Genomic DNA, 20,157 nt, shown 5'->3' on the forward strand with positions numbered 1-20,157 from the left:
CCCGCACCTGCCGGGCGGGCACTCCCCAACAGGAGGGCCCGCCCGGCAAGGCCTGACCGATGGAGGTCACCATGGCACTATTCATCACCAAGCGCCTGCTGATGGCACTGGCCACCGTGCTGGTGGTTGCGGTGCTGGCATTCCTGCTGGTGCACGCAATGCCCGGCAGCCCCGGCGCCGTGTCCCTCGGGGCAGGCGCCACCCAGGAAGCCATTGATGAGGTCAACCAGCGGCTCGGCTGGAACGATCCCCTCCTGGTGCAGTTCATCAGCTGGCTCGGTGCCGCAGTCCAGGGCGACTTCGGAATTTCGCTCATTGACGGCCGCTCCGTCAGCGCAGACCTGGCCGGCAGGCTTCCGGTCACCGCGTCCCTCGCTGCCGGAGCCACCCTGCTCAGCGCCGTTCTCGGTATTGCGCTCGGCGTCACCGCAGCCGTCCGCGGCGGCATGATGGACCGCGTCATCGGCGGTGTCTGCGGCATGGCGGTGGCACTCCCGGCCTTCTGGATCGGCATCATTTTTGTTTACCTCCTGGCAGTCCAGTCCTCCGTTTTCCCCGCCACCGGCTACGTCCCGTTCGAGGTCTCGCCGCAGGATTGGGCGCTGTCCCTGGCGCTGCCGGTGATCACCCTGGCCGTGGGCGGGGCGGCGTTCATCGCCCGCCAGACCCGCGCTTCCATGCTCGAGGCGCTGCAGCAGGAACACATCCGGACGCTCCGGGCCACGGCTACCCCCACCTGGAAGATCCTGTATGTGCACGCCCTGCGTTACGCCAGCCTCCCCATCGTGGCCGGCATCGCGCTTCAGTTCATCCAGCTCTTCGGCGGTTCAGTCATCGCCGAGCAGTTGTTCGCCATGCCGGGCCTGGGCCAGGCCGTCCAGAACTCCGTCAGCACCCATGACGCCCCGTCCGTGCAGGGCGTGGTGGTGATCGCCACCGTGGTGGTGGTCGCCGTGAACCTGGTGCTGGAACTCGCCACCAAGTTCCTCGACCCGAAGTTGCGTGCCTCATGATCCCCAACGTTGCCCCCGCACCTGCAGACTCAGCGGAGCCGACGGCGGCTGCCGTCCTTCCCAAGGCATCCCGCCAAAGCGCGGTGAAGAAATTCTCCGGCAGCAAACTGTTCAGTTCACCGGCCAGCGTCGCCGGGGTTATCTGGCTGGCCGCGCTGGTGGCCGCCTCGCTGACCGCGCCACTGTGGCTGCCGTTCAGGACCGAGGACCAGGATTTCACAGCCGTTCTGTCCGGACCCACCGCCGCCCACTGGCTCGGCACCGACGAACTCGGCCGCGACATCCTCAGCCGCATCTTCGCTTCAGCAGCCGGCACGCTGGGGACGTCCATGATCACGGTGATTGTCGCCGTCGGGCTCGGAACCCTCCTGGCGATGCTGGCGGCAGCCGCCGGTGCCCGCGTGGAGAACGTCATCAGCCGCGTCACCGAAATCATGATGTCGCTGCCCGGCACTGTCATCATCCTGGCCGTCATCGGTGCCGTGGGAACCAACATCCCGCTGATCATGGCGATCCTCGGCGTACTCATTTCCGCAGGGATGTACCGGGTGATGCTGGGCCAGGCCAAGTCCCTGCAGTCCCAGCTGTACGTGGATGCAGCCAAGGTGGACGGCGTCAGCACGGTGGGCATCAGCCTGCGGCATGTGCTGCCCGGACTGACGAACACTATCGTGGTGCAGTCGGCCCTGATCTTCGCCGTTGGCATGCTCATCCAGGCCGGCCTGGCATTTATCGGTTTTGGTCCGCCCATTCCCGAACCAAGCTGGGGCGGCATGATCCAGGGCGCCTCCCAGCATGTTTACGACGCACCCTGGCTGATGGTCCCCACCGGCGCCGTGCTGGCATTGACGGTCCTGGCCGCCAACGCCATTGGCAACGCCCTCGGCAAGTCACCCAATGCCACCGCCTCGCACCTGCCGTCGGCTGCAGCACGCCGCCAGCGGACCACGTCCGTGAAAAAAGCCGTGGCCGCGAATGCCGCCGCTGCTCCGTCTGCCGACGCTTCGGCCCGGAAGGACACGCTAAGCGTCCGCAACCTCTCCGTTGGCGTGGACTCCGCGGGAGCAGGCAATGGCGTCCGCCTGGTCACCGATGTCTCCTTCGACGTCGAACCGGGCACCGTGCTGGGCCTGGTGGGTGAGTCCGGTTGCGGCAAAACCATGACCGCGCTGTCCCTCCTGGGCCTGCTGCCATCCGGGGTTTCCGTGACCGGCGGGCAGATCCTCTGGAACGGCAGGAACCTGGCCGCGGCAACCGAAAAGGACATGGAAGGCATCCGCGGACGCGAGGTCGCGCTCATCTCGCAGGAACCCATGCGCGCCCTGGACCCGATGTTCACCGTTGGTTACCAGCTCATCTCCGCCATCCGGCGGCTCCGGGGGATGGGCAGGGCTGAGGCGAAGGTTGAAGCCCTGAGCCTGCTGGAAAAGGTGGGCATCGTGGATGCCGAACGCATCCTGAAGACCTACCCGCACCAGATCAGCGGCGGCATGGCCCAGCGTGTTGCCATCGCCCTGGCGCTCTCCGGCCGTCCCCGCCTGCTCGTGGCGGACGAACCCACCACGGCGCTGGACGTCACCGTGCAGGCCGAGATCCTGTCGCTGCTGCGCAGCCTGGTGAAGGACACCGGCATGTCGGTGGTGATGGTGACCCACGATCTTGGTGTGGTGGCCGATCTTTGCGACCAGGTGGCCGTGATGTACGCCGGCGAGGTGGTGGAAAACGGCCGGACAGACAGCATCCTGGACAATCCCCGCCACCCCTACACCCTCGCCCTGCTGGCCGCGGACCCCCACGCCAACCACGCCGCTGACATGCCCGAGCGCCTCGCCACCATCAACGGCCAGGTTCCCCAGCCCAAGGACTGGCCCAGCACCTGCCGCTTCGCCGCCCGCTGCCAGTTCGCCGGCTCCGCCTGCCTGGTCCCCATCCCGCTGCTTCCCTCCGGAACCGCTGACGGTGTGGTGCGCTGCGTCAAAGCGGACGAACTCGCCGTCGAAGGCCTGGACTGGGTGGCCACCGACGTACCCAGCCACCACGTCCTCAACCTCGTTGAAGCCCGAACTGCTGAACACAGGACTGTTGAAAAGGATCACGCATGAGCACCGCAACCTCGATCCGCCCGGAAGCACCGCTGCCCGCTGCCGCCCAGCCGCTGCTGGAGGTCAAGGACTTAGTGGTCCGCTATGGGCGCGGGCGCAAGGCAGCCGCCGCTCCCGCCGCCGTCGACCGCGTCAGCTTCAGCATCGCCCCCGGTGAGACGGTGGGGCTGGTGGGGGAGTCCGGCTCGGGCAAGTCGACCATCGGCAAAGCCATCCTGGGCCTGCAGAAGGTCGCGGGCGGTTCCGTCACCTACCAGGGCAAGGACATTACGTCCGCCGGCGCGGCCCAGCGCAGGGCGTTGGGCGGGGAACTGCGGGCCGTCTTCCAGGACCCCAATTCCTCCCTGAACCCCCGCAACACCGTCGGCTCCTCACTCGCGGAGCCGCTCCGGCTCCGCGGCGTGGGTGCGGCCGTCGCCCGGCAGCGCGCAGGGGACATGCTGGAACGCGTGGGCCTGCCCCGGGATGCCGTGGACCGGTATCCCAGCCAGTTCTCCGGCGGCCAGCGCCAGCGCATCTCGGTTGCCCGTGCCCTCATCTGCGACCCGAAACTGGTGGTCTGCGATGAAGCCGTGAGCGCCTTGGACCTCTCAACCCAGGCCCAGGTGCTGAATCTCCTGGCCGACCTGCGTGACGAGCGGAGCCTGGGCTACCTGTTTATCGCCCACGACATCGCCGTAGTCCAGTTCCTGGCGCAGCGCGTGGTGGTGCTCTACCGCGGGCAGGTGATGGAAAGCGGACCTGCCGCCGCCGTTACCGAAAACCCCAAGCACCCCTTCACCCAGGCCCTCGTGGCGGCGTCCCCCGTGCCGCGGCCCGCGGAGCAGGCGGCGCGCCGGCAGGCCCGGGAGTCCCTCGGCGTCCGGACGGGGGCGGCCGCCACCCCCGGTCCCGGCGGCTGCCCCTTCCGGCTCCGCTGCCCGCTGGCTACGGACCTCTGCGCCGCCGAACGCCCCGCCCTTCGTACTGTGGGCGGGTCCGACGTCGCCTGCCATTACGCTACATAACCTTTCAACTCTTGCCCCTCCCCGCCGTCGATTTCCGGCGGCCAAAACGAAATGGACTCCCACCACATGCCACTGGCACCCTGGCTCGCCGCCATGATCACCCCTGCCGAAGACTTCGACGGCGCCCCGCTCCTGCGCAAGGAATTCCAGTTGGCGGAGGGACACGGCGCCGTGGCCAAGGCCACCCTGCGCGCCACCGCCTTCGGTGTCTACGAGGCACTGATCAATGGGGTTCCGGTGGGCGAGGATGTGTTGAGCCCCGGGTGGAGCTCCTATGAATGGCGGCTCCGCTACCGCAGCTACGACGTCACACACCTGGTGCAGCCGTCATCAGTGATCGGCGTATCGCTGGGCAACGGCTGGTATCGCGGACGCCTGGCATGGCACGGCATGTCCAACCTCTATGGGGACCAGCTGGGTTTCTTCGGGCAGCTGGACATCGAGTTCGAGGACGGGCATGTCCAGGTCATCGGCTCGGATTCCTCCTGGCAGTCCGGCCCCTCACCCACAATCGCGAACGACCTCTACGACGGCCAGACCATCGACGCCCGCCGGCACCAGCCCGGCTGGACCGAACCGGATTTCGACGGCGTCGGCTGGACAGGCGTCCGCGAGCTAAAGTTCGACGCCGGCCGGTTGGCAGAGCCGGTGGGCCCGCCCGTGGTGCGTGCCGGCGTCGTCAAGCCTGTAAAGGTTTTCACCTCACCCAGCGGCAAGACCTTGGTGGATTTCGGCCAGAACCTGGTGGGCTGGCTGCGGTTCACAGTGCAGGGAGAAGCAGGTGCTGTGATCACCCTGCGCCACGCCGAGGTGTTGGAGGACGGCGAGCTGGGCGTCCGGCCGCTCCGGTCCGCTAAGGCCACGGACACCTTTATCCTGTCCGGCGCGGAGGATTTCTTTGAGCCGACCAAGACCTTCCACGGCTTCCGCTACGCCGAGGTTTCCGGCTGGCCCGGCACCTTCACCGAGGATTCGCTCGAGGCTGTTGTGGTGCACTCCGAACTGGAGCGCACCGGCACCTTCGAGTGCTCCAGCGAGCTAGTCAACCAGCTGCACCGCAACGTTGTCTGGGGGCTGCGGGGCAACTTCCTGGACCTGCCCACGGACTGCCCGCAGCGGGACGAGCGGCTCGGCTGGACCGGTGACATCGCGGTTTTCGCACCTACAGCAGCCTTCCTGTACGACGTCAAAGGCTTCCTTCAGGACTGGCTTCTGGACCTTGCTGCCGAACAAAAAGCGGCTGACGGACTGGTGCCCATCACCGTTCCGGACGCGCTGAAGTACTGCCCCCAGCCTGCCGAATTCCCGTCGCCGGAGTCATCCGCGCTGTGGAGCGAAGCCTCCGTCTGGGTGCCGTGGGCGCTGTGGGAAGCCTACGGCGATGACACGGTCCTGAGGAACCAGTACGAATCGATGACCTCACACACCCGGCGGGTGGAAGGCCTGCTGTCTCCCACCGGCCTCTGGGACCAGGGCTTCCAGTTCGGCGACTGGCTGGACCCGGACGCCGATCCGGACAAGCCCTGGGACGCAAAGGCGGACACCGGCGTGGTGGCCACCACCTGTATGTTCCGCACCGCTTCCATCACCGCCGAAGCAGCAAGGCTGCTGGGACACCTCGAGGACGCCGAGTACTTCGAGCAGCTGGCGGCAAGGGTCCAGGCCTCGTTCCTGGAGCACTATGTGGGTGCCGACGGCACCATCCGCAGTGACTGCACCACTGTCTATGCGCTCGCTATTGCATTCGGCATCCTTCCCAGCACCGAGCACATCGACTTCGCGGGCGAACGCCTCGCCGAGCTGGTCCGGAAGAACAACTACCGCGTGTCCACGGGTTTCGCGGGCACCCCGTTCATCACCGGCGCCCTCACGGACACCGGCCACAGCCAAGAGGCCTACCGCCTGCTGCTGGAAGAAGGCTGCCCGTCCTGGCTCTACCCGGTGACCATGGGCGCCACCACCGTGTGGGAACGCTGGGACTCGATGCTGCCGGACGGCACCATCAACCCGGGCGAGATGACCAGCTTTAACCACTACGCCCTGGGCGCTGTGGCCGACTGGCTGCACAGGAGTGTTGGCGGCGTCAGCCCGGCGGCGCCGGGGTACAGCAAGGTCCGGATCGCGCCTGTCCCGGGCGAAGGCATCGACTGGGCCAAGACCTCGCTAAAGACGCCGCACGGAACCGTCCGCGTGGAGTGGAAGCTCGACGACGGCGCCCTCCACCTTGAGGCGACCGTACCTCAGGGAGTGGAGGCCGACGTCGTACTTCCGGGCGGTGAGCGCCGGAGCGTCAGCGGCGGGACGTACCAGTTCACCTCGCCTGCCGCGCTGGCCGTCCCGGCAGGGGCGTAGGGGCTTTGGCAGCCATGACGGAGGGACCGGGGGAACTGCTGATCGTAGACAACGACTTCGGCGGCGACCCTGACGGACTCGTCTCCCTGGCACATATCCTGTTGCGCCGCGGCCCGGAAGCCAGCGTCCTGGTGACCACGTCACCGCTGGACCCGGGGCTGGCTGAAACGGCAGGTGCTGACCCTGCGGCGACAGCCAGTCACGGGCTCCACCTCGCTGAGCACCTGGTGGAGCTGATGGGGCTGAACGATGTGCGGGTGATCCCGGGCGCGGAGGCCACCGGGACCACTACCGGGCAGCTCAACCCTGCAGCCCGCGCAATTGCCGGCGAGTCCGCAGGCTTCGAGAGGACCACGGTTCTTTGCGGGGGACCACTGACAAACGTCGCTGCTGCCCTTCGTCTGGACCCTTCACTTGCCGGCAGGGCAACCCTGGTCTGGGTGGGCGGGACTTTGGTTGACGCGGGCCGGGGAGAATACAACTCCCAGACCGATCCTGCAGCAGCCGCGGAAGTCCAGGCGTCCGGCATGCCGCTTGTCCGGATCCCTTGCGAGGAGTACACCCGAATGAGCGTTTCGGTGGACGCAGTCAAGAATGACCTGGCTGCCGCATCCGCCGTCGGCTCATGGCTGGCGGAGCGGCTCCTGGACGTGCCGCCCTTTGTGCAACTGGGGGCCACGCTGATTCTCGGCGATAGCGTTTTGGTGCCGTTTGTTCCCGCCTTCGATGCGCTTGCCCCAGGGGTTGCCGCGGGAACAGTAGTGCATCACCACGTCAATCCTGCCCGGTTGTGGGGCGACCTTATCCAGGGGCTGGCGGGACGAGCCGGTTAGTCCATACCTGCTGCAGGCACAGCGGATTTTGGCCTCTGGATCGTGTTGTTGCCGCATGGTACTTTGACCCTCTTACGTCGCTTACCGGAAGCGATCCAGGAGGAGGCCAGCTCATGAGTGATACCAATTCCGCCGGAACGAACGCGGACGTCGTGGACATCCTGACCAGCGACCACAAGGACATGGTCGCATTGATCGGTCAGATCAAAAGCACGCAGGATGGCACCGCGCGCAGGGACCTTGCGGACACCCTGATTGCCGAAGTCATGCGCCATGCCGTCGCGGAGGAAATGTACGTCTATCCCGCCATTGAGGACCACGTGCCCAACGGAAAAGAAGAGGTGGAGCACGACAAGAAGGAGCACGACGACATCGTCAAGCTGATGAAGCGGCTGGAAAAGGTTGATTCCTCCGACCGGGAGTTTATGGAACTCGTGGGTGAGCTTGAGGGACAGCTGACCCATCACGCCAACGACGAGGAGAGCGAACAGTTTCCAAAGCTCCGCCTGCACATTCCCCGTGAAAAACTCGTTGATTTGGGGCAGAAAGTAGAGAAAGCGAAAAAGCTGGCACCCACCCGGCCGCACCCCAGCGCCCCGCATTCGGAGCTGTTCCACAAGACGGTGGGACCGGGCGTTGGCATGGTGGACCGGCTCCTGGACAAGCTCACTCATCGTCAGACAGGCTCGAAGGACCACTGACAGGCTACTTATGACTTCCGGGCGGGTTGCCTTGGTGGCGGGGCCAGCCGCGCATAAGTTGGCAGGAGTTCTTTGTATACCAGCCGACACCAGGAGGGGTCATGAGCGACGGCGCCATGGACAGCACCAGCCCAACGAACAGGCCGGCAGCGGCCGCGCAGCAGCAGGCAGCGTCAAAGGCCGGCCACGCCGACCGGATTGATGACGACGGCGGCCGCCCCGCCAAGTGGCGCATCATCGGGCCCGGCCTGGTGGTCGCCGCCACCGGCGTGGGCGCTGCTGACATGGTGGCCACTTTGGTGGCGGGCTCCCGGTACGGTTACGGCCTGTTCTGGGCTGTCATCGTTGGCGTGGTCCTGAAGATCATCCTCGTTGAAGGCGCCGGACGCTACACGCTGGCAACCGGAAAAACGATCTTCGAGGGTTGGCGTTCCCTCGGCAAGTGGACCACCTGGTACTTCGGGCCCTACATCATGATCTGGGGCTTCGTCTACGGAGCCACTGCCATGTCCTCCGCCGCCCTGCCACTCGCGGCCGTGTTCCCGGTCCTGCCGCTGTGGGCGTGGGCCATCCTGATGGGTCTGGCCGGTTTCGCGATGGTGTGGTGGGGCAAGTACGCCACCTTCGAGAAGATCACGGCCGTGCTGGTGGGCATGATGTTCGTGACCGTAGTGGGCCTGGCCATCATTGCCGCGCCAAACATTCCGGAAATGCTCACCGGCCTGATCCCGATGATTCCCTCGACCGACGGCGGCATCTTCTACACGCTCGCCCTGGCCGGCGGTGTGGGTGGAACCATCACGCTCGCCGCCTATGGATACTGGCTCCGCGAAAAGGGCTGGTACACCCCCAAGTGGATGAAGGTCATGCGGATCGACAACTCCATGGCCTACGTCATGACCGGGATCTTCGTGATCGCCATGCTCATCGTGGGTGCCGAGGTGGTCCGCTCCGCCGGTGTTTCCCTCAGCGCAAGCGATGAAGGGCTGCTGGATCTCTATGACGTCCTGAAAGCGGAGTACGGCGACGTGGTGGGAACGGGGTTCCTCGTCGGTTTCTGGGCCGCATCGTTCTCCTCCATCATCGGCGTCTGGAATGGCGTTTCCCTGATGTTCGCCGACTTCTGGGGCAATATGCGCGGCAAGGAATCCGGACACCCCGATACCCGGGTGGGCGGCAAATACTTCAAGTTCTACATTCTGTGGCTCACGTTCCCGCCCATGATCCTCTTCGCCCTGGGCCAGCCCATCGGCCTGATCCTGCTCTACGGTGCTTTGGGTTCACTGTTTATGCCGTTCCTGGCACTGACCCTGCTCGGCCTGCTCAACGGCAGGCGGATCCCCAAGGCCTGGGCCAACAAGCTGCACTCCAACATTGCGCTGGGAGTGTGCGCCCTGCTGTTTGTCGTCCTGGGCATCCGCCAGTTCTGGACTTCCCTTTCGCCGCTCTTCGGCGGGTAGGGAAGGCGGGGCAGTGCAAGGGCGTTGCCGGAGAAGCCGCATCGAGTGAGAGAGCGTTGCCGGAATAGCCGCATCGAGTGAGAGAGCGTCACCCCTCGGAGTGGGTCCGGACGTCCGGGCTGACCTCCGCGTGGTGGCCCAGGTTCCTGGACACCGCACGTGCCGTCGCCCGGACCGCCGGAGCGAGCACGTTGGGCGGGGTGGAACCATCGGGCACCACGATCGACAAGGCTGCCACCACGGAACCCTGTGCGTCGAACACCGGCGACGCCACGGATACGGTCTTTGACGGGTACGAGCGCCGGATCATGGCTATCCCTGTCCGGCGGACATCGGACAGGGTGCGGCGCAGCTGGCCTTCCGGCATGTTCTCCACCCCGGGTTCACTCTCCGGCGGCTTCCGCAGGGTGGCTTCCTGGAACTGCTGGTCGGCGCCCGCCAGCAGCACCAGCCCAACGGCGGTGGACCGCAGCGGGGCGCGCCCGCCCACCCGGTACGCCACTTCCGTTGCGTCCTTCGAGGAAAGCCGTTCAATCAGCACCGCCTCCTCATTATCACGCACGGCCAGCAGGACGTGATGGCGGGTCACTTCGAAAAGGTCCTCGAGGTAGGGCAGCGCGATCTCACGCACGCCGTGGCCCCGCGGCGACAGTGAGGCGACTTCCCACAAGCGAACCCCCACGACGTAGCGGCCGTCGTCGAGCCGTTCCAGTGCGCCCCAGGCAACCAGCCGGGCTATCAGGCGCAGGGCTGTGGGCGCCGGCATCCCTGCATGGCGTGCGAGCTCGGACAGGGTCAGTGCCCGACGGCGGTCGGAAAAGACTGCGAGCAGGCTCAGCGCCCGGTCGATGACAGGTTCGCCCTGCTTGGGCCGCTTCCCGCGGGCGGGAGTGCTGTCGGTGTCCGGGGTGACAGTCATGGCGAAGGGTCCTTGTGCCGTTGGGGGTTTCGGACGGGAGTCCGTGAGCTGGAACACAATATCATTCCAACCAATGAAAGATGGCTGTGGAAGGCTTGCTGCCGGAAACGAAGCTGGAATCTCAGTTGTCCCACGTTCAGGAGCCTCCTGCATGACCTCCATCAGTCTCGACGCCGACGTCGGGGAAACACTTCCGGCCCCGTACGCGCCAACCCGGCTTCGCGTGGAGCACCTCCGGGAGGCCATGGGTATTACCAGTACGGCGCCGCGGCTCAGCTGGACTCCGCCGGCGGGCGCCATCTCGCAGGTTGCCTACCGGATCACGGCCAGCAACGGCTGGGACACCGGCCGGGTCGAGTCTGCCGACCACATCCTGGTGCCGTATGCCGGCCCGGCGCTGGAGTCGCGCAGCGGGTTCGAGTGGCGGGTGCGGACCTGGACAACGAACGCGGACAGCGCGGAAACACAAAGCGCCTGGTCCGAGGCGATGGCTGTGGAGCTCGGACTCCTGCACACCGCCGACTGGACAGCGCAGTGGATCGGCCCCGACGAACAGGTTGTCCCGGCTCCGGGAGAACGCCCCGGTTACGCCCTGGACAAGGCTTTCAGCCTGGACGCAGCCCCTGAATCCGCCCGTGCCTACGCCACCGCCCACGGCATCTACGAGCTGTTCCTCAACGGACAGCGGATCGGCGACCAGCAGCTCACCCCCGGCTCCACCAGCTACAACACCCGCCTGCAGGTACAGGCGTACGACATCGCGGCGCTGCTCCGCCCCGGCATCAACACCCTCCGGGCCGTCCTCACCGACGGTTGGTACCGAGGCACCTTCGGGTACACGCGCGACGCCGATATGTACGGCACCCGCACCGCCCTCCTGGTGCAGCTGGAGATACTGTCCGCGGGCAGCAGGACGGTTATCGGCACCGATGAGTCCTGGCTGGTATCGCCAACGGAGATCCTCACCGCCGACCTGATGGCCGGGCAGCGGGTGGACTTCCGGCGGCCGGGCAACGCGGCAGCAAACGGAAGCGGCGTACAGCACGCGAGGGCCGCCGTCGTCCGCAACGGCAGCTACGAAACCCTGACCGGCCCGGTGGCGCCGCCCACCCGGATCGTCGAAGAGCTGACGCCGGTATCCGTCACCCGGCTCAGCAGCGGTCATCAGGTGGTGGACTTCGGCCAGAACATCCACGGCTGGGTGCGCCTCACCAGGCTTGGCGCGCCGGGAGAGACGGTCACGCTCGCCTACGGCGAGGCGCTGGATTCCGGCGGCGACGTGGGCCAGGACCATCTGCGGCCGCACGATTTCCGCAACCCCGGCCAGTTCCTGGCAGCGGGGCAGGTTGACGAGGTGTCGGCGTCGGGCGCTCCGGGGGAAGTGTTTGAACCGCGGCACACCACCCACGGCTTCCAGTACGTCTCCGTGCAGGGCCTCTCCCCGGATCTGACGGCGGAGGACATCACTGCCTGCCTGGTCCAGACCGACCTGGAGCCCCTGGGCACCTTCACCTGCAGCGATGAGCGCCTGAACAAACTCCACGACATTGTGCAGTGGAGCTTCCGGGACAACGCCTGCGAAGTTCCCACCGACTGCCCGCAGCGGGAAAAGGCGGGCTGGACCGGGGACTGGCAGCTGTTTATACCCACTGCTGCATATCTCTTCGACGTTGCAGGGTTCTCCCGGAAGTGGCTCAACGATGTCCGGGCTGACCAATGGGCGAACGGCGTCGTCGCCAATATCTCGCCGTCGCCCGGTCCGGACGCCACTTCTGTGGACTTCATGGCCTTCGTTAACGGCTCCGCCGGCTGGGGCGACGCCATCGTGATGGTGCCCTGGGAGCTGTACCTGGCCACCGGCGACGCCGGAGTCCTCGCCGAGAACTGGGAAGCGATGAAGCGCTGGCTGGACTTTGTCCGGACCACCGCAGAGTCCCGCCGGCACCCGGACCGTGCGGCCGCCAGCCAGGTTCCAGCTCCGCACGAACAGTACCTCTGGGACACCAGTTTCCACTGGGGCGAATGGATGGAACCGGACGGCCCTGAGCCGGACCTGTTCGCCGCCCGTTCCGCAGACCACGGCATTGTGGCCACCGCCTACTACCGGAACACCACGGCCCTGATGGCGAAGATTGCGCGGGTTCTGGGCCACGTGGAGGAAGCCGCCGCGCTCGCCGGACTCTCCGAGAACGTCCGGCAGGCCTGGGAAAGGGAATACCTGGACCCGGCCGGACACGTCACCCAGCCCAGCCAGGCCAACTGCGTCCGCGCGCTCGCGTTCAACCTTGCCGGTCCCGGGCAGCGCGCCGCCGTCACCGCCCAACTGGTCTCGCTGATCAGGGCGGCCGGCACCCACGTGGGGACCGGCTTCCTGGCCACGCCCTACCTGCTGCCCGTCCTCGCCGACAACGGCGAACCGGACCTGGCCTACGAGCTGCTGATGCAGGACTCGGAACCTTCCTGGCTGGTGATGGTGGACCGCGGCGCAACCACCATGTGGGAGCTGTGGAACGGCATCGATGCCGGGGGCAGCCCGCACCAGTCCCTGAACCACTACAGCAAGGGCGCCGTGGTGTCCTTCCTGCACCGCTACACTGCAGGACTGAGGCAGGCTCCCGGGAGCGCAGGCTACGAGAGGATCATCATCGAGCCGCGCCCCGGCGCCGGGCTAACGTCCGCGGCCACCTCGCATCAGGGACCTCACGGCCTGATTGAGGTGGAGTGGACAGCGTGCGACGGCGGGCTGCAGCTTCGCGCCACCGTCCCCTTCGGCACCACCGCCGAAGTCCGGCTCCCTGGCCAGCCTGCCGTCGCCGCCGGACCCGGAAAGCATCACTTCACCGCCACCGGCGGAACCCACGCAACACCCGAGCTTGCAAGGAGCGCACCATGAGTGTCAACGAAGCCACCGCCTACGAAACCGAACCCCTCGACCCCGCCCGGCCAGGGGGTGTGGACGTACCCCCGTTCCCCGTCTTCGACGCTCCGGGCGTCCCGCAGGAGGTCTCGGACGCTTCCGCGGTGCACCGCGAAGTCACCTATGCGCGGGCTATCGGGTTCCGCCCACTCAAGATGGACATCTGGCTTCCGCGGCAGGCGATGGGACCGGTGCCGCTGGTGGTGTGGGTCCACGGCGGTGCCTTCCAGCTGGGTGACCGCCGGGAGCTGCCGCCCACCTTTGCGCCGGACTCGGTGTTCCGCCTGCTGAACGAGGCAGGAATTGCCTGCGCCACCGTGGACTACCGGCATTGCCTGGAGGCGCCCTTCCCGGCACAGCTGCATGACCTGAAGGCGGCAGTCCGCTACCTGCGGGAATTCGCAGGGCAGCTCGGCATCGATCCGGAACGGTTTGGCGCCTGGGGTGAATCCGCGGGCGGCCACCTCGTGGCATTGCTGGGCCTGACCGGAAGCAGGGAGGACCTGCACGGCGGGCTCGGGGCGCAGGGGCACTCAAGCGGCATCAGCGCCGTCGTCGATTTCTACGGCGTCTCCTCGCTCGTGGACATCCCGCCCATGAACACTCCGGAGGGCCTGTTCCCGCCGGCCTTGACTGCCGCCGTTCCGGCGGGGATGCCGATGCAGCCGGAATACATGCTGGTGGGTGGCTCAGACGATCCGGTTCTCCTGGCCGCGGCTAGCCCGGTCAGTTACGTGACCGCCGGTGCACCGCCGTTCCTGCTGATCCACGGCGACAGGGACGGCCTGGTGCCGCATTCGCAGACCGACATCCTGGCAGCCGCGCTTGCGGACGCTGGAGTGGCGCACGAGGTGGTCACCATCAAAGGCGCGGACCACTGCTTCTTCGGCGCGGAGGACCAGCTGGATGCCATCCTCGCGGCCGCCGTCGGCTTTTTCACAGAGAAGCTCCGGCCATGACAGCCCGGCGGCAGGAGCCACCCGCTCCTGCCGATGACGTAGCGCTGGCGCCCGATGCCGGATTCGCCGAGTACTTGGCGGCACCGGAGGGTCCGGACGCACCATCCGGACAGGTGGGCCCGGACGTTCCCATCCGCACTGTCACCACTGAGGGCCGGCATGGTCCGGTGGCCATCCGAATCTACGGGGAGCCGGCCGCCACGGCTGGAGCGGCGCTGGTGTGGCTTCACGGCGGGGGCTTTGTCAGCGGCAGTGTAGACATGCCGGAGTCGGACTACCTGGGCCGGGTGCTGGCCTCCTTGGGGACCCCGGTGCTGTCGGTCGATTATCGGCTGGCGCGCGACGGCGTGCACTTCCCGGTGCCCCACGAGGACGCATTGACCGGGTGGTTCTGGGCCCGCAGGAATGCCTCGCGGCTGGGCCTGGATCCGGAACTGCTGTGCCTTGGCGGAGCGGGCGCTGGCGGAAACCTGGCCGTGGGTGCCGCACTGTACCTGACCGACGCCGGAAAGCCGCTCCCCGCGAAGCTCCTGCTGGCCTATCCCTTCCTCCACGCCGAGTTGCCCGCTCCTGCGGGCGGGCTGGATGAAGATGTGATGGCCACGCTGCCCAGGCATCTCCGTTTCACGCTTGAAGACTGTCTACGGAATGCCGAGAACTATGTGGGCGGGCCGGTGAGCATGGCGTCCTCCTATGCCATGCCCGGCTACGCCGACCCGTCGGGGCTGCCGCCGACGGCCATCGTCGCCTGCGAGTACGACGACGTCCGCGGTTCCTCGGAGCTCTTCGCTGCCAATCTCGGGCAGGCCGGCGTTCCGGTGTCCTATTTCCTGGCCCGCGGCGCCGTCCATGGCCACCTCAACCATGCGGCAGGCAGCCCGGAGGCGCAGCCCGTCCTGGATTTCCTGGCCCAGGAGCTGGCCTCAGCGAAGCTGTTTCACTCAGTGAAACCAGCCACGCGGGACGGACTCCCGGTGGGCCAAAGTTGAGTAGTGACGCGGTCCACACCGGTGGCCCGGCGCATGAAGGGAATGGCGCGGTAGGACATGGAGTCAACGATGACGGCAGGGAAGGTTCTCAAGGGGATCGAGTTCGCTCATCCCGGGGGCTCGGCTCCGCTGCTGCTCGATCTCTACCTTCCCCCGACCTCGAAGCAGCCCGGGTCCTCACCGGCGGTGGTCCACTTTCATGGCGGCGGCTGGCGCGTGGGCGGCCGGTCCTCCCTCGGCCCCCAGGTGGACTCCCTGGGCCTCAGCCCGATCGAGCGCCTTGTGGAGGCCGGTTTCGTGGTGGCTTCGGCCGACTACCGCCTGAGTTCCGTGGCGCATTTCCCTGCCCAGTTGCTGGACGCAAAGGCCGCAGTTCGCTGGCTTCGGGCGCATGCCGCCAGCTACAACGTGGACCCGGACCGCATCTACGCCTGGGGTGATTCGGCGGGAGGCCACCTGGCCAGCCTGGTGGGACTGACGGCAGGGTCCGCAGAATTTGGCGACGAGTCGGCCGGCAACGCAGGCATCAGCGACACCGTTGCCGCCGTCGCCGCCTGGTATCCGCCCACCGACCTCCTCCGCATGGGCGGACAAGCCCTGCCCAACGCCCTCGCCAGCGCTGACGATCCGGGCTCCCGCGAGGCACTCCTCCTCGGCGCCCAACCGGCCGACGCGCCGGAAAAGGCAGCAGCTGCCAGCCCGCTGACCTACGCCGGGAATCACGCCCCGCCGTTCTTCCTGGCGCATGGCACGGGGGACCGGTTTGTCCCGCCGGCCCAGTCCGCCACGCTCGCTGCGGCGCTGGAAGCCGTGGGCACCGACGTCGAACTTTTGCTGATCGAAGACGCTGACCACATGTGGCAGCTGCCGGGGCAGGACCCCTCAGCTGCCATAAAAGCCACAGACGCCACCATCGATTTCTTCCGCCGCCAGGCGCGCAAGCCCTGACCTAAGACAACCCCGGCACGTCAGCCGGGGCAAGACCTGAAAGGCCCTCCTATGCAGTTTGTTGGCATCCATCACCACGGCGAATCGTGGGCCGCGGCCCTGGTGGATTCGCACCTTGTCCCGCTTGCACCGGTTTCAGAATTCTGGACCGATCCCGCCGGCTGGCAGGACAAGGCGGCCACCCTAACGGCCGACGCCGGCACCTCGCTTGAGCGCGGAAGCGTCACCGAAGTGCCGCTCGTCCCCGCCTCCGCCCGCGTGATTTGTGTGGGACTGAACTACAAGGCGCACGCCGCCGAAGGCAGCTACAAGGACCAGGACCTGCCTGCGTACCCCACCCTGTTCGGGCGCTGGACGGCGTCGCTCTCGGTGGGCAACGTCCCCGTTCCCGTGCCCGCCGGCGAAGACGGGCTGGACTGGGAAGGCGAAGTGGCTGCCTACATCGGCCGGCGCGTGGAATCGGCAGACGAAGCCGAGGCTGCGGACTCCGTCTTTGGCTACTCCACCTTCAACGACCTCACCGCACGCCGCGCGCAGAAACTCACCACCCAGTGGACGCTCGGGAAGAACGGGGACTTCACCGGACCGCTGGGACCCCTGGTCAGCCGGGACGAGGTGGGTGACCTCCGGGACGGACTGCAGGTGCGGACCCGCGTCAACGGCACCGAGGTCCAGAACGGCAACACCCGGGACATGGTCTTCTCCGTCCCGGCCATCATCTCCCTGATCAGCCAGACCCTGACGCTCCACCCCGGAGACGTCATCGCCACCGGCACCCCCGAAGGCGTGGGGTATGCCCGCACCCCGCAGTGGCTTCTGCAGCCCGGCGACACCGTGGAAGTGGAAATCGACAAGCTCGGAACCCTGGCCACTCCCGTGGGCGAGCTGTCCCTGCGGAGCCGTGCCTGATGGTCACCCATCACTTCGCCTCCCCGGACAAGCTGCCGGCAGAGACGCAGATCCTGATCTCCGGCGGCGGACCCAGCGGCCTTTTCCTGGCACTGGACCTGGCCTCCCGCGGCATCCCGAGCCTGGTGGTGGAACCGCGGGATTCGGTGGACCACGCCCGCCCCCGGGCCAAAACCACCAACGCCCGCACCATGACCCACCTGCGCCGGCTCGGGCTGGCGAACGCATTGCGGGCCGCTTCTCCGCTGCCCGTGGACTATTCGCAGGATGTCAGCTTCTGCACCGGCCTCACCGGACTTGGGGCGCACGAACTGCGCAGGTTCCGGAACGCCTTCCAGCTGGTGCCTGGCCGCTACGGTCCCCAGCCGGAGTGCGGCCAGCAGGTCCCGCAACCCGTGCTCGAAGAAGTGCTGCGCGCTGCCGTTGCGGAGTCGCCGTTGGTGACGATGCTGACGGGTTGGAGGGTGGAGACGGTGGAGGCCGTTGACTCCGGGCCGCTCGAGGCTGGCCAGGCAGTGGTGTTGATCGACGCTTCCGGCACCACGCACCGCATCGTCGCTGACTTCGTGGTCGGAGCCGACGGCGCTTCCTCCGTCGTGCGACGCAGCCTCGGGGTCCGCCTTGAAGGCGGTTCCGCTGCGTTGTCCAACATCAGCATCCTGTTCACGTCCGAGGGGCTCGCCGCCGCCGTCGAACTGGACCCGGCCGTCCAGTACTGGGTGGTCGGCGCGGACACCTCCGGAATGGTGGGACCGATGGACCTCGAGGGTACGTGGTGGGCCATCATCCAGGGTGTGGATCCGCAGGAGACGGTGGATGAGGCCGAGGCGGCTGCTATGGTCCGTTCGCTGGCGGGTGCCGAGGTGGATATCAAGGTGCTGGCCACGGATCCCTGGACGGCACGCATGCTGCTGATGCCCCAGTACCGCCGCGGGGGAGTGTTCCTGGTGGGCGACGCCGCGCACCTCAATCCCCCGTGGGGCGGGCACGGCTTCAACACCTGTGTGGGGGACGCCGCAAACCTTGCCTGGAAGCTCGCCGCCGTGCTGGCAGGGTGGGCAGGCGCAAACCTGCTGGACAGCTACGAAGCGGAGCGCCGCCCCGTGGCTGCCCGCACCATCAGCGACGCCGCCACCAACGGCAAGGCGCTCGCGTACCACTTCGCAGACCCGGAGCTCCTCAACGACGGCGCTGCGGGCGCCGCAGCACGGGAAGCGGCCCACGAAGCCCTGGCGGTAAAACAAAGCGAGTTCGACTCCCTGGGCCTGGTCCTCGGGTACGCGTACGGGGACTCGCCGGTGGTGGTCCCGGACGGATCGCCCGTTCCGGTGGAGGATCCCGTGGTCTACGTTCCGTCGGCCAGTCCGGGCGCCCTGCTGCCGCACGCCTGGCTGGACGATGCCACCTCCGTCTACGACCTGTTGGGCAACGGCTTCACCCTGCTTGTTGACGCTGCGGCGCTGGCCGGCGGGCCAGCCACCAAAGTCTTTGCTCCCGTGGTGCGTGCCGGGAACCGGAACGGTATCCCGGTGGCGATTGCCGCCGTCGGGCCTTTCGATGACGGGACGGAACCGTCCGAGCTGTGGGGCGCCCACGCGGTGCTGGTCCGCCCGGACCAGCATGTTGCCTGGCGGGGGAGCTCGGCAGAGGCGGCAGCGGCCGCCCTTGCCGTGGCTGCGGGCTGGCCCTTGCCGGAAGACCAGCAGCAAGAGCAGCACATCGAGCAGGAAGGGAAGGCCCGTGTCCGCGTCGTCGTTCCGTGATTATCTTTTTGCCCCTGACCACCCGCGCGTGGCGGAGATCCGCGGCCTGGACGCGCGGGAGTACGCGGAGGCGGCTACCAGGGATTCCTTTGCCGGGCCAATGATCGAGGGCTGGAAGAAGCTGTATCCGCAGCCTTTTACAGGCATCACGAACGACGGCGTCCTCCGTCCCGGGCTGTACCCGCTGGCTCCGGCGCGGGCAGGGGAGGAGGCGCCTACCGCACAGATGGTGGCCGCGGCCCGCAAGCTCCTGGACGCCCTGACCCTGGAGCAGGCGTCCAGGTTGAGCTACGCCGTGGACGCGCCCGAATGGCAGAGCTGGGCCAACCCTGAATTTATGCAGCACGATACCGGCCTTCGCCTCGATGAGCTGGAGGGCCCGGTGCGGGACGCCGTGTTCGCCGTGGTGGAAGCGTCGCTCAGCCCGGAAGGCTTCGAGCTGGTGCGCAACCTCATGCGGATCAACGGCTTCCTCGGCGAGCTGGTGGAGCTGCCGCTGCTGATGAATGAGTTCAGCTACAACTTTGCCCTCTACGGGGACCCGTCCGAGACGGTGCCGTGGGGCTGGCAGCTGATCGGCCACCACGCCGCGCTGAACTGCCTGGTGGCCGGAACGCAGCTGGTGATCTCGCCGGTGTTTATGGGTGCGGAGCCGGATGTCATCGACGCCGGGCCGTACCGGGGCGTGGCGGTGTTCAAGGAGCGCATCGCGTTGGCCCGCGGGCTGATGGCGGCGCTGCCTCCTGCGTTACGGGCCGAAGCTACCGTGTATGAGGCAATGGTGGATCCCGCGATGCCTGAGGGGCGCCTCCATGCGGGGGACGAGCGGCACCTCGGCGGGTGCTTCCAGGACAACCGGGTGATTCCTTATGAGGGCATCCTGGTGGCGGACATGCCGGCGGAAGCCCGGGCCATTCTGGACGCCGTGGTGGACGACTTCATCGCGTACCTCCCGGACGGGCCGCGGGCAGCCCGGCGCCGCGAGATCCAGGAGTACTACCACGAGAGCTTTTTCAGCTGGATCGGCGGGTGGGAGGGGCAGGAGGCCTTTTATTTCCGGCTGCAGAGCCCGGTGGTGGTGCTGGAGCTGGACCACCACACGGGAGTTTTCCTCAGCAACGACGAGCCGGCGCCGTTCCACATGCACACCGTGGTCCGCACCCCCAACGGGAACGACTACGGCCGGGAACTGGTGAAGCAGGCGCTCTAAACCGGCGACCTCGCCCTGCGGTTTGAGCGCAAGGAAGGCCCGGACTTTTCGAAAAGTCCGGGCCTTCTTTACTGC

The 20,157-nt window shown here is 67.3% G+C and carries 15 protein-coding genes; 14 read left to right on the top strand and 1 reads right to left on the bottom strand.

Annotation, left to right across the window (positions count from 1 at the left end; all coding sequences use genetic code 11):
• Positions 1–59: 59 nt before the first annotated feature.
• From M8J71_RS09285 to M8J71_RS09315, 7 genes are all read left to right on the top strand, one after another.
• Entirely contained in the window at positions 60–1,013 is a 954-nt protein-coding gene (locus tag M8J71_RS09285; RefSeq protein ID WP_308292953.1) for an ABC transporter permease, read from the top strand.
• Positions 1,010–3,115 (top strand): dipeptide/oligopeptide/nickel ABC transporter permease/ATP-binding protein, encoded by a 2,106-nt coding sequence (locus M8J71_RS09290; RefSeq protein ID WP_256247619.1) that lies wholly within the window; start codon positions 1,010–1,012, stop codon positions 3,113–3,115. Before M8J71_RS09285 ends, M8J71_RS09290 begins: the two co-directional genes overlap by 4 nt.
• Positions 3,112–4,122 carry an oligopeptide/dipeptide ABC transporter ATP-binding protein gene (locus tag M8J71_RS09295; RefSeq protein ID WP_256247620.1) on the top strand — a complete coding sequence of 337 codons (1,011 nt, stop codon included), beginning with the start codon at positions 3,112–3,114 and terminating at the stop codon, positions 4,120–4,122. The genes M8J71_RS09290 and M8J71_RS09295 overlap by 4 nt, the downstream gene beginning before the upstream one ends.
• A gap of 66 nt (positions 4,123–4,188) precedes the next feature.
• Complete coding sequence (locus M8J71_RS09300; RefSeq protein ID WP_256247621.1) at positions 4,189–6,474, top strand: glycoside hydrolase family 78 protein; 2,286 nt, start codon at positions 4,189–4,191, stop codon at positions 6,472–6,474.
• Between the two features lie 14 nt (positions 6,475–6,488).
• A complete protein-coding gene (locus M8J71_RS09305) occupies positions 6,489–7,307 on the top strand; it encodes a nucleoside hydrolase (RefSeq protein ID WP_256247622.1) in 819 nt (272 codons plus the stop codon).
• A gap of 113 nt (positions 7,308–7,420) precedes the next feature.
• The gene (locus M8J71_RS09310; protein ID WP_256247623.1) at positions 7,421–8,008 is read left to right on the top strand and encodes a hemerythrin domain-containing protein; all 588 of its coding nucleotides are present in this window, start codon (positions 7,421–7,423) and stop codon (positions 8,006–8,008) included.
• A gap of 101 nt (positions 8,009–8,109) precedes the next feature.
• Positions 8,110–9,468: an Nramp family divalent metal transporter gene (locus M8J71_RS09315; RefSeq protein WP_256247624.1), complete on the top strand. Its 1,359-nt coding sequence runs from the start codon at positions 8,110–8,112 to the stop codon at positions 9,466–9,468.
• An 88-nt stretch (positions 9,469–9,556) separates the two neighbouring features.
• Here M8J71_RS09315 and M8J71_RS09320 read toward each other — a convergent pair whose 3' ends face one another.
• On the bottom strand, positions 9,557–10,387 hold the full coding sequence (locus tag M8J71_RS09320; protein ID WP_256247625.1) for an IclR family transcriptional regulator: 831 nt from the start codon (positions 10,385–10,387) through the stop codon (positions 9,557–9,559).
• 151 nt (positions 10,388–10,538) lie between these two features.
• Between M8J71_RS09320 and M8J71_RS09325 the strand changes: the two genes are divergently transcribed.
• The 7 genes from M8J71_RS09325 to M8J71_RS09355 all read left to right on the top strand — a co-directional run bounded on the left by M8J71_RS09325 (position 10,539) and on the right by M8J71_RS09355 (position 20,082).
• On the top strand, positions 10,539–13,280 hold the full coding sequence (locus M8J71_RS09325; RefSeq protein ID WP_256247626.1) for an alpha-L-rhamnosidase: 2,742 nt from the start codon (positions 10,539–10,541) through the stop codon (positions 13,278–13,280).
• Positions 13,277–14,263: an alpha/beta hydrolase gene (locus M8J71_RS09330; RefSeq protein ID WP_256247627.1), complete on the top strand. Its 987-nt coding sequence runs from the start codon at positions 13,277–13,279 to the stop codon at positions 14,261–14,263. Before M8J71_RS09325 ends, M8J71_RS09330 begins: the two co-directional genes overlap by 4 nt.
• Positions 14,260–15,252, top strand: coding sequence for an alpha/beta hydrolase (locus tag M8J71_RS09335; protein ID WP_256247628.1), 993 nt, complete (start codon positions 14,260–14,262; stop codon positions 15,250–15,252). The genes M8J71_RS09330 and M8J71_RS09335 overlap by 4 nt, the downstream gene beginning before the upstream one ends.
• A gap of 69 nt (positions 15,253–15,321) precedes the next feature.
• The gene (locus tag M8J71_RS09340; protein ID WP_256247629.1) at positions 15,322–16,200 is read left to right on the top strand and encodes an alpha/beta hydrolase; all 879 of its coding nucleotides are present in this window, start codon (positions 15,322–15,324) and stop codon (positions 16,198–16,200) included.
• Positions 16,201–16,251: 51 nt separating this feature from the next.
• A complete protein-coding gene (locus M8J71_RS09345) occupies positions 16,252–17,109 on the top strand; it encodes a fumarylacetoacetate hydrolase family protein (protein WP_256247630.1) in 858 nt (285 codons plus the stop codon).
• Positions 17,109–18,872, top strand: a complete 1,764-nt coding sequence (locus M8J71_RS09350) for an FAD-dependent monooxygenase (RefSeq protein ID WP_256247631.1) — start codon at positions 17,109–17,111, stop codon at positions 18,870–18,872. Before M8J71_RS09345 ends, M8J71_RS09350 begins: the two co-directional genes overlap by 1 nt.
• Positions 18,850–20,082, top strand: a complete 1,233-nt coding sequence (locus tag M8J71_RS09355) for a DUF3500 domain-containing protein (protein WP_256247632.1) — start codon at positions 18,850–18,852, stop codon at positions 20,080–20,082. The genes M8J71_RS09350 and M8J71_RS09355 overlap by 23 nt, the downstream gene beginning before the upstream one ends.
• Positions 20,083–20,157 lie beyond the last annotated feature (75 nt).

The organism is Pseudarthrobacter sp. R1 (assembly GCF_024494415.1).
Taxonomy (GTDB): domain Bacteria; phylum Actinomycetota; class Actinomycetes; order Actinomycetales; family Micrococcaceae; genus Arthrobacter.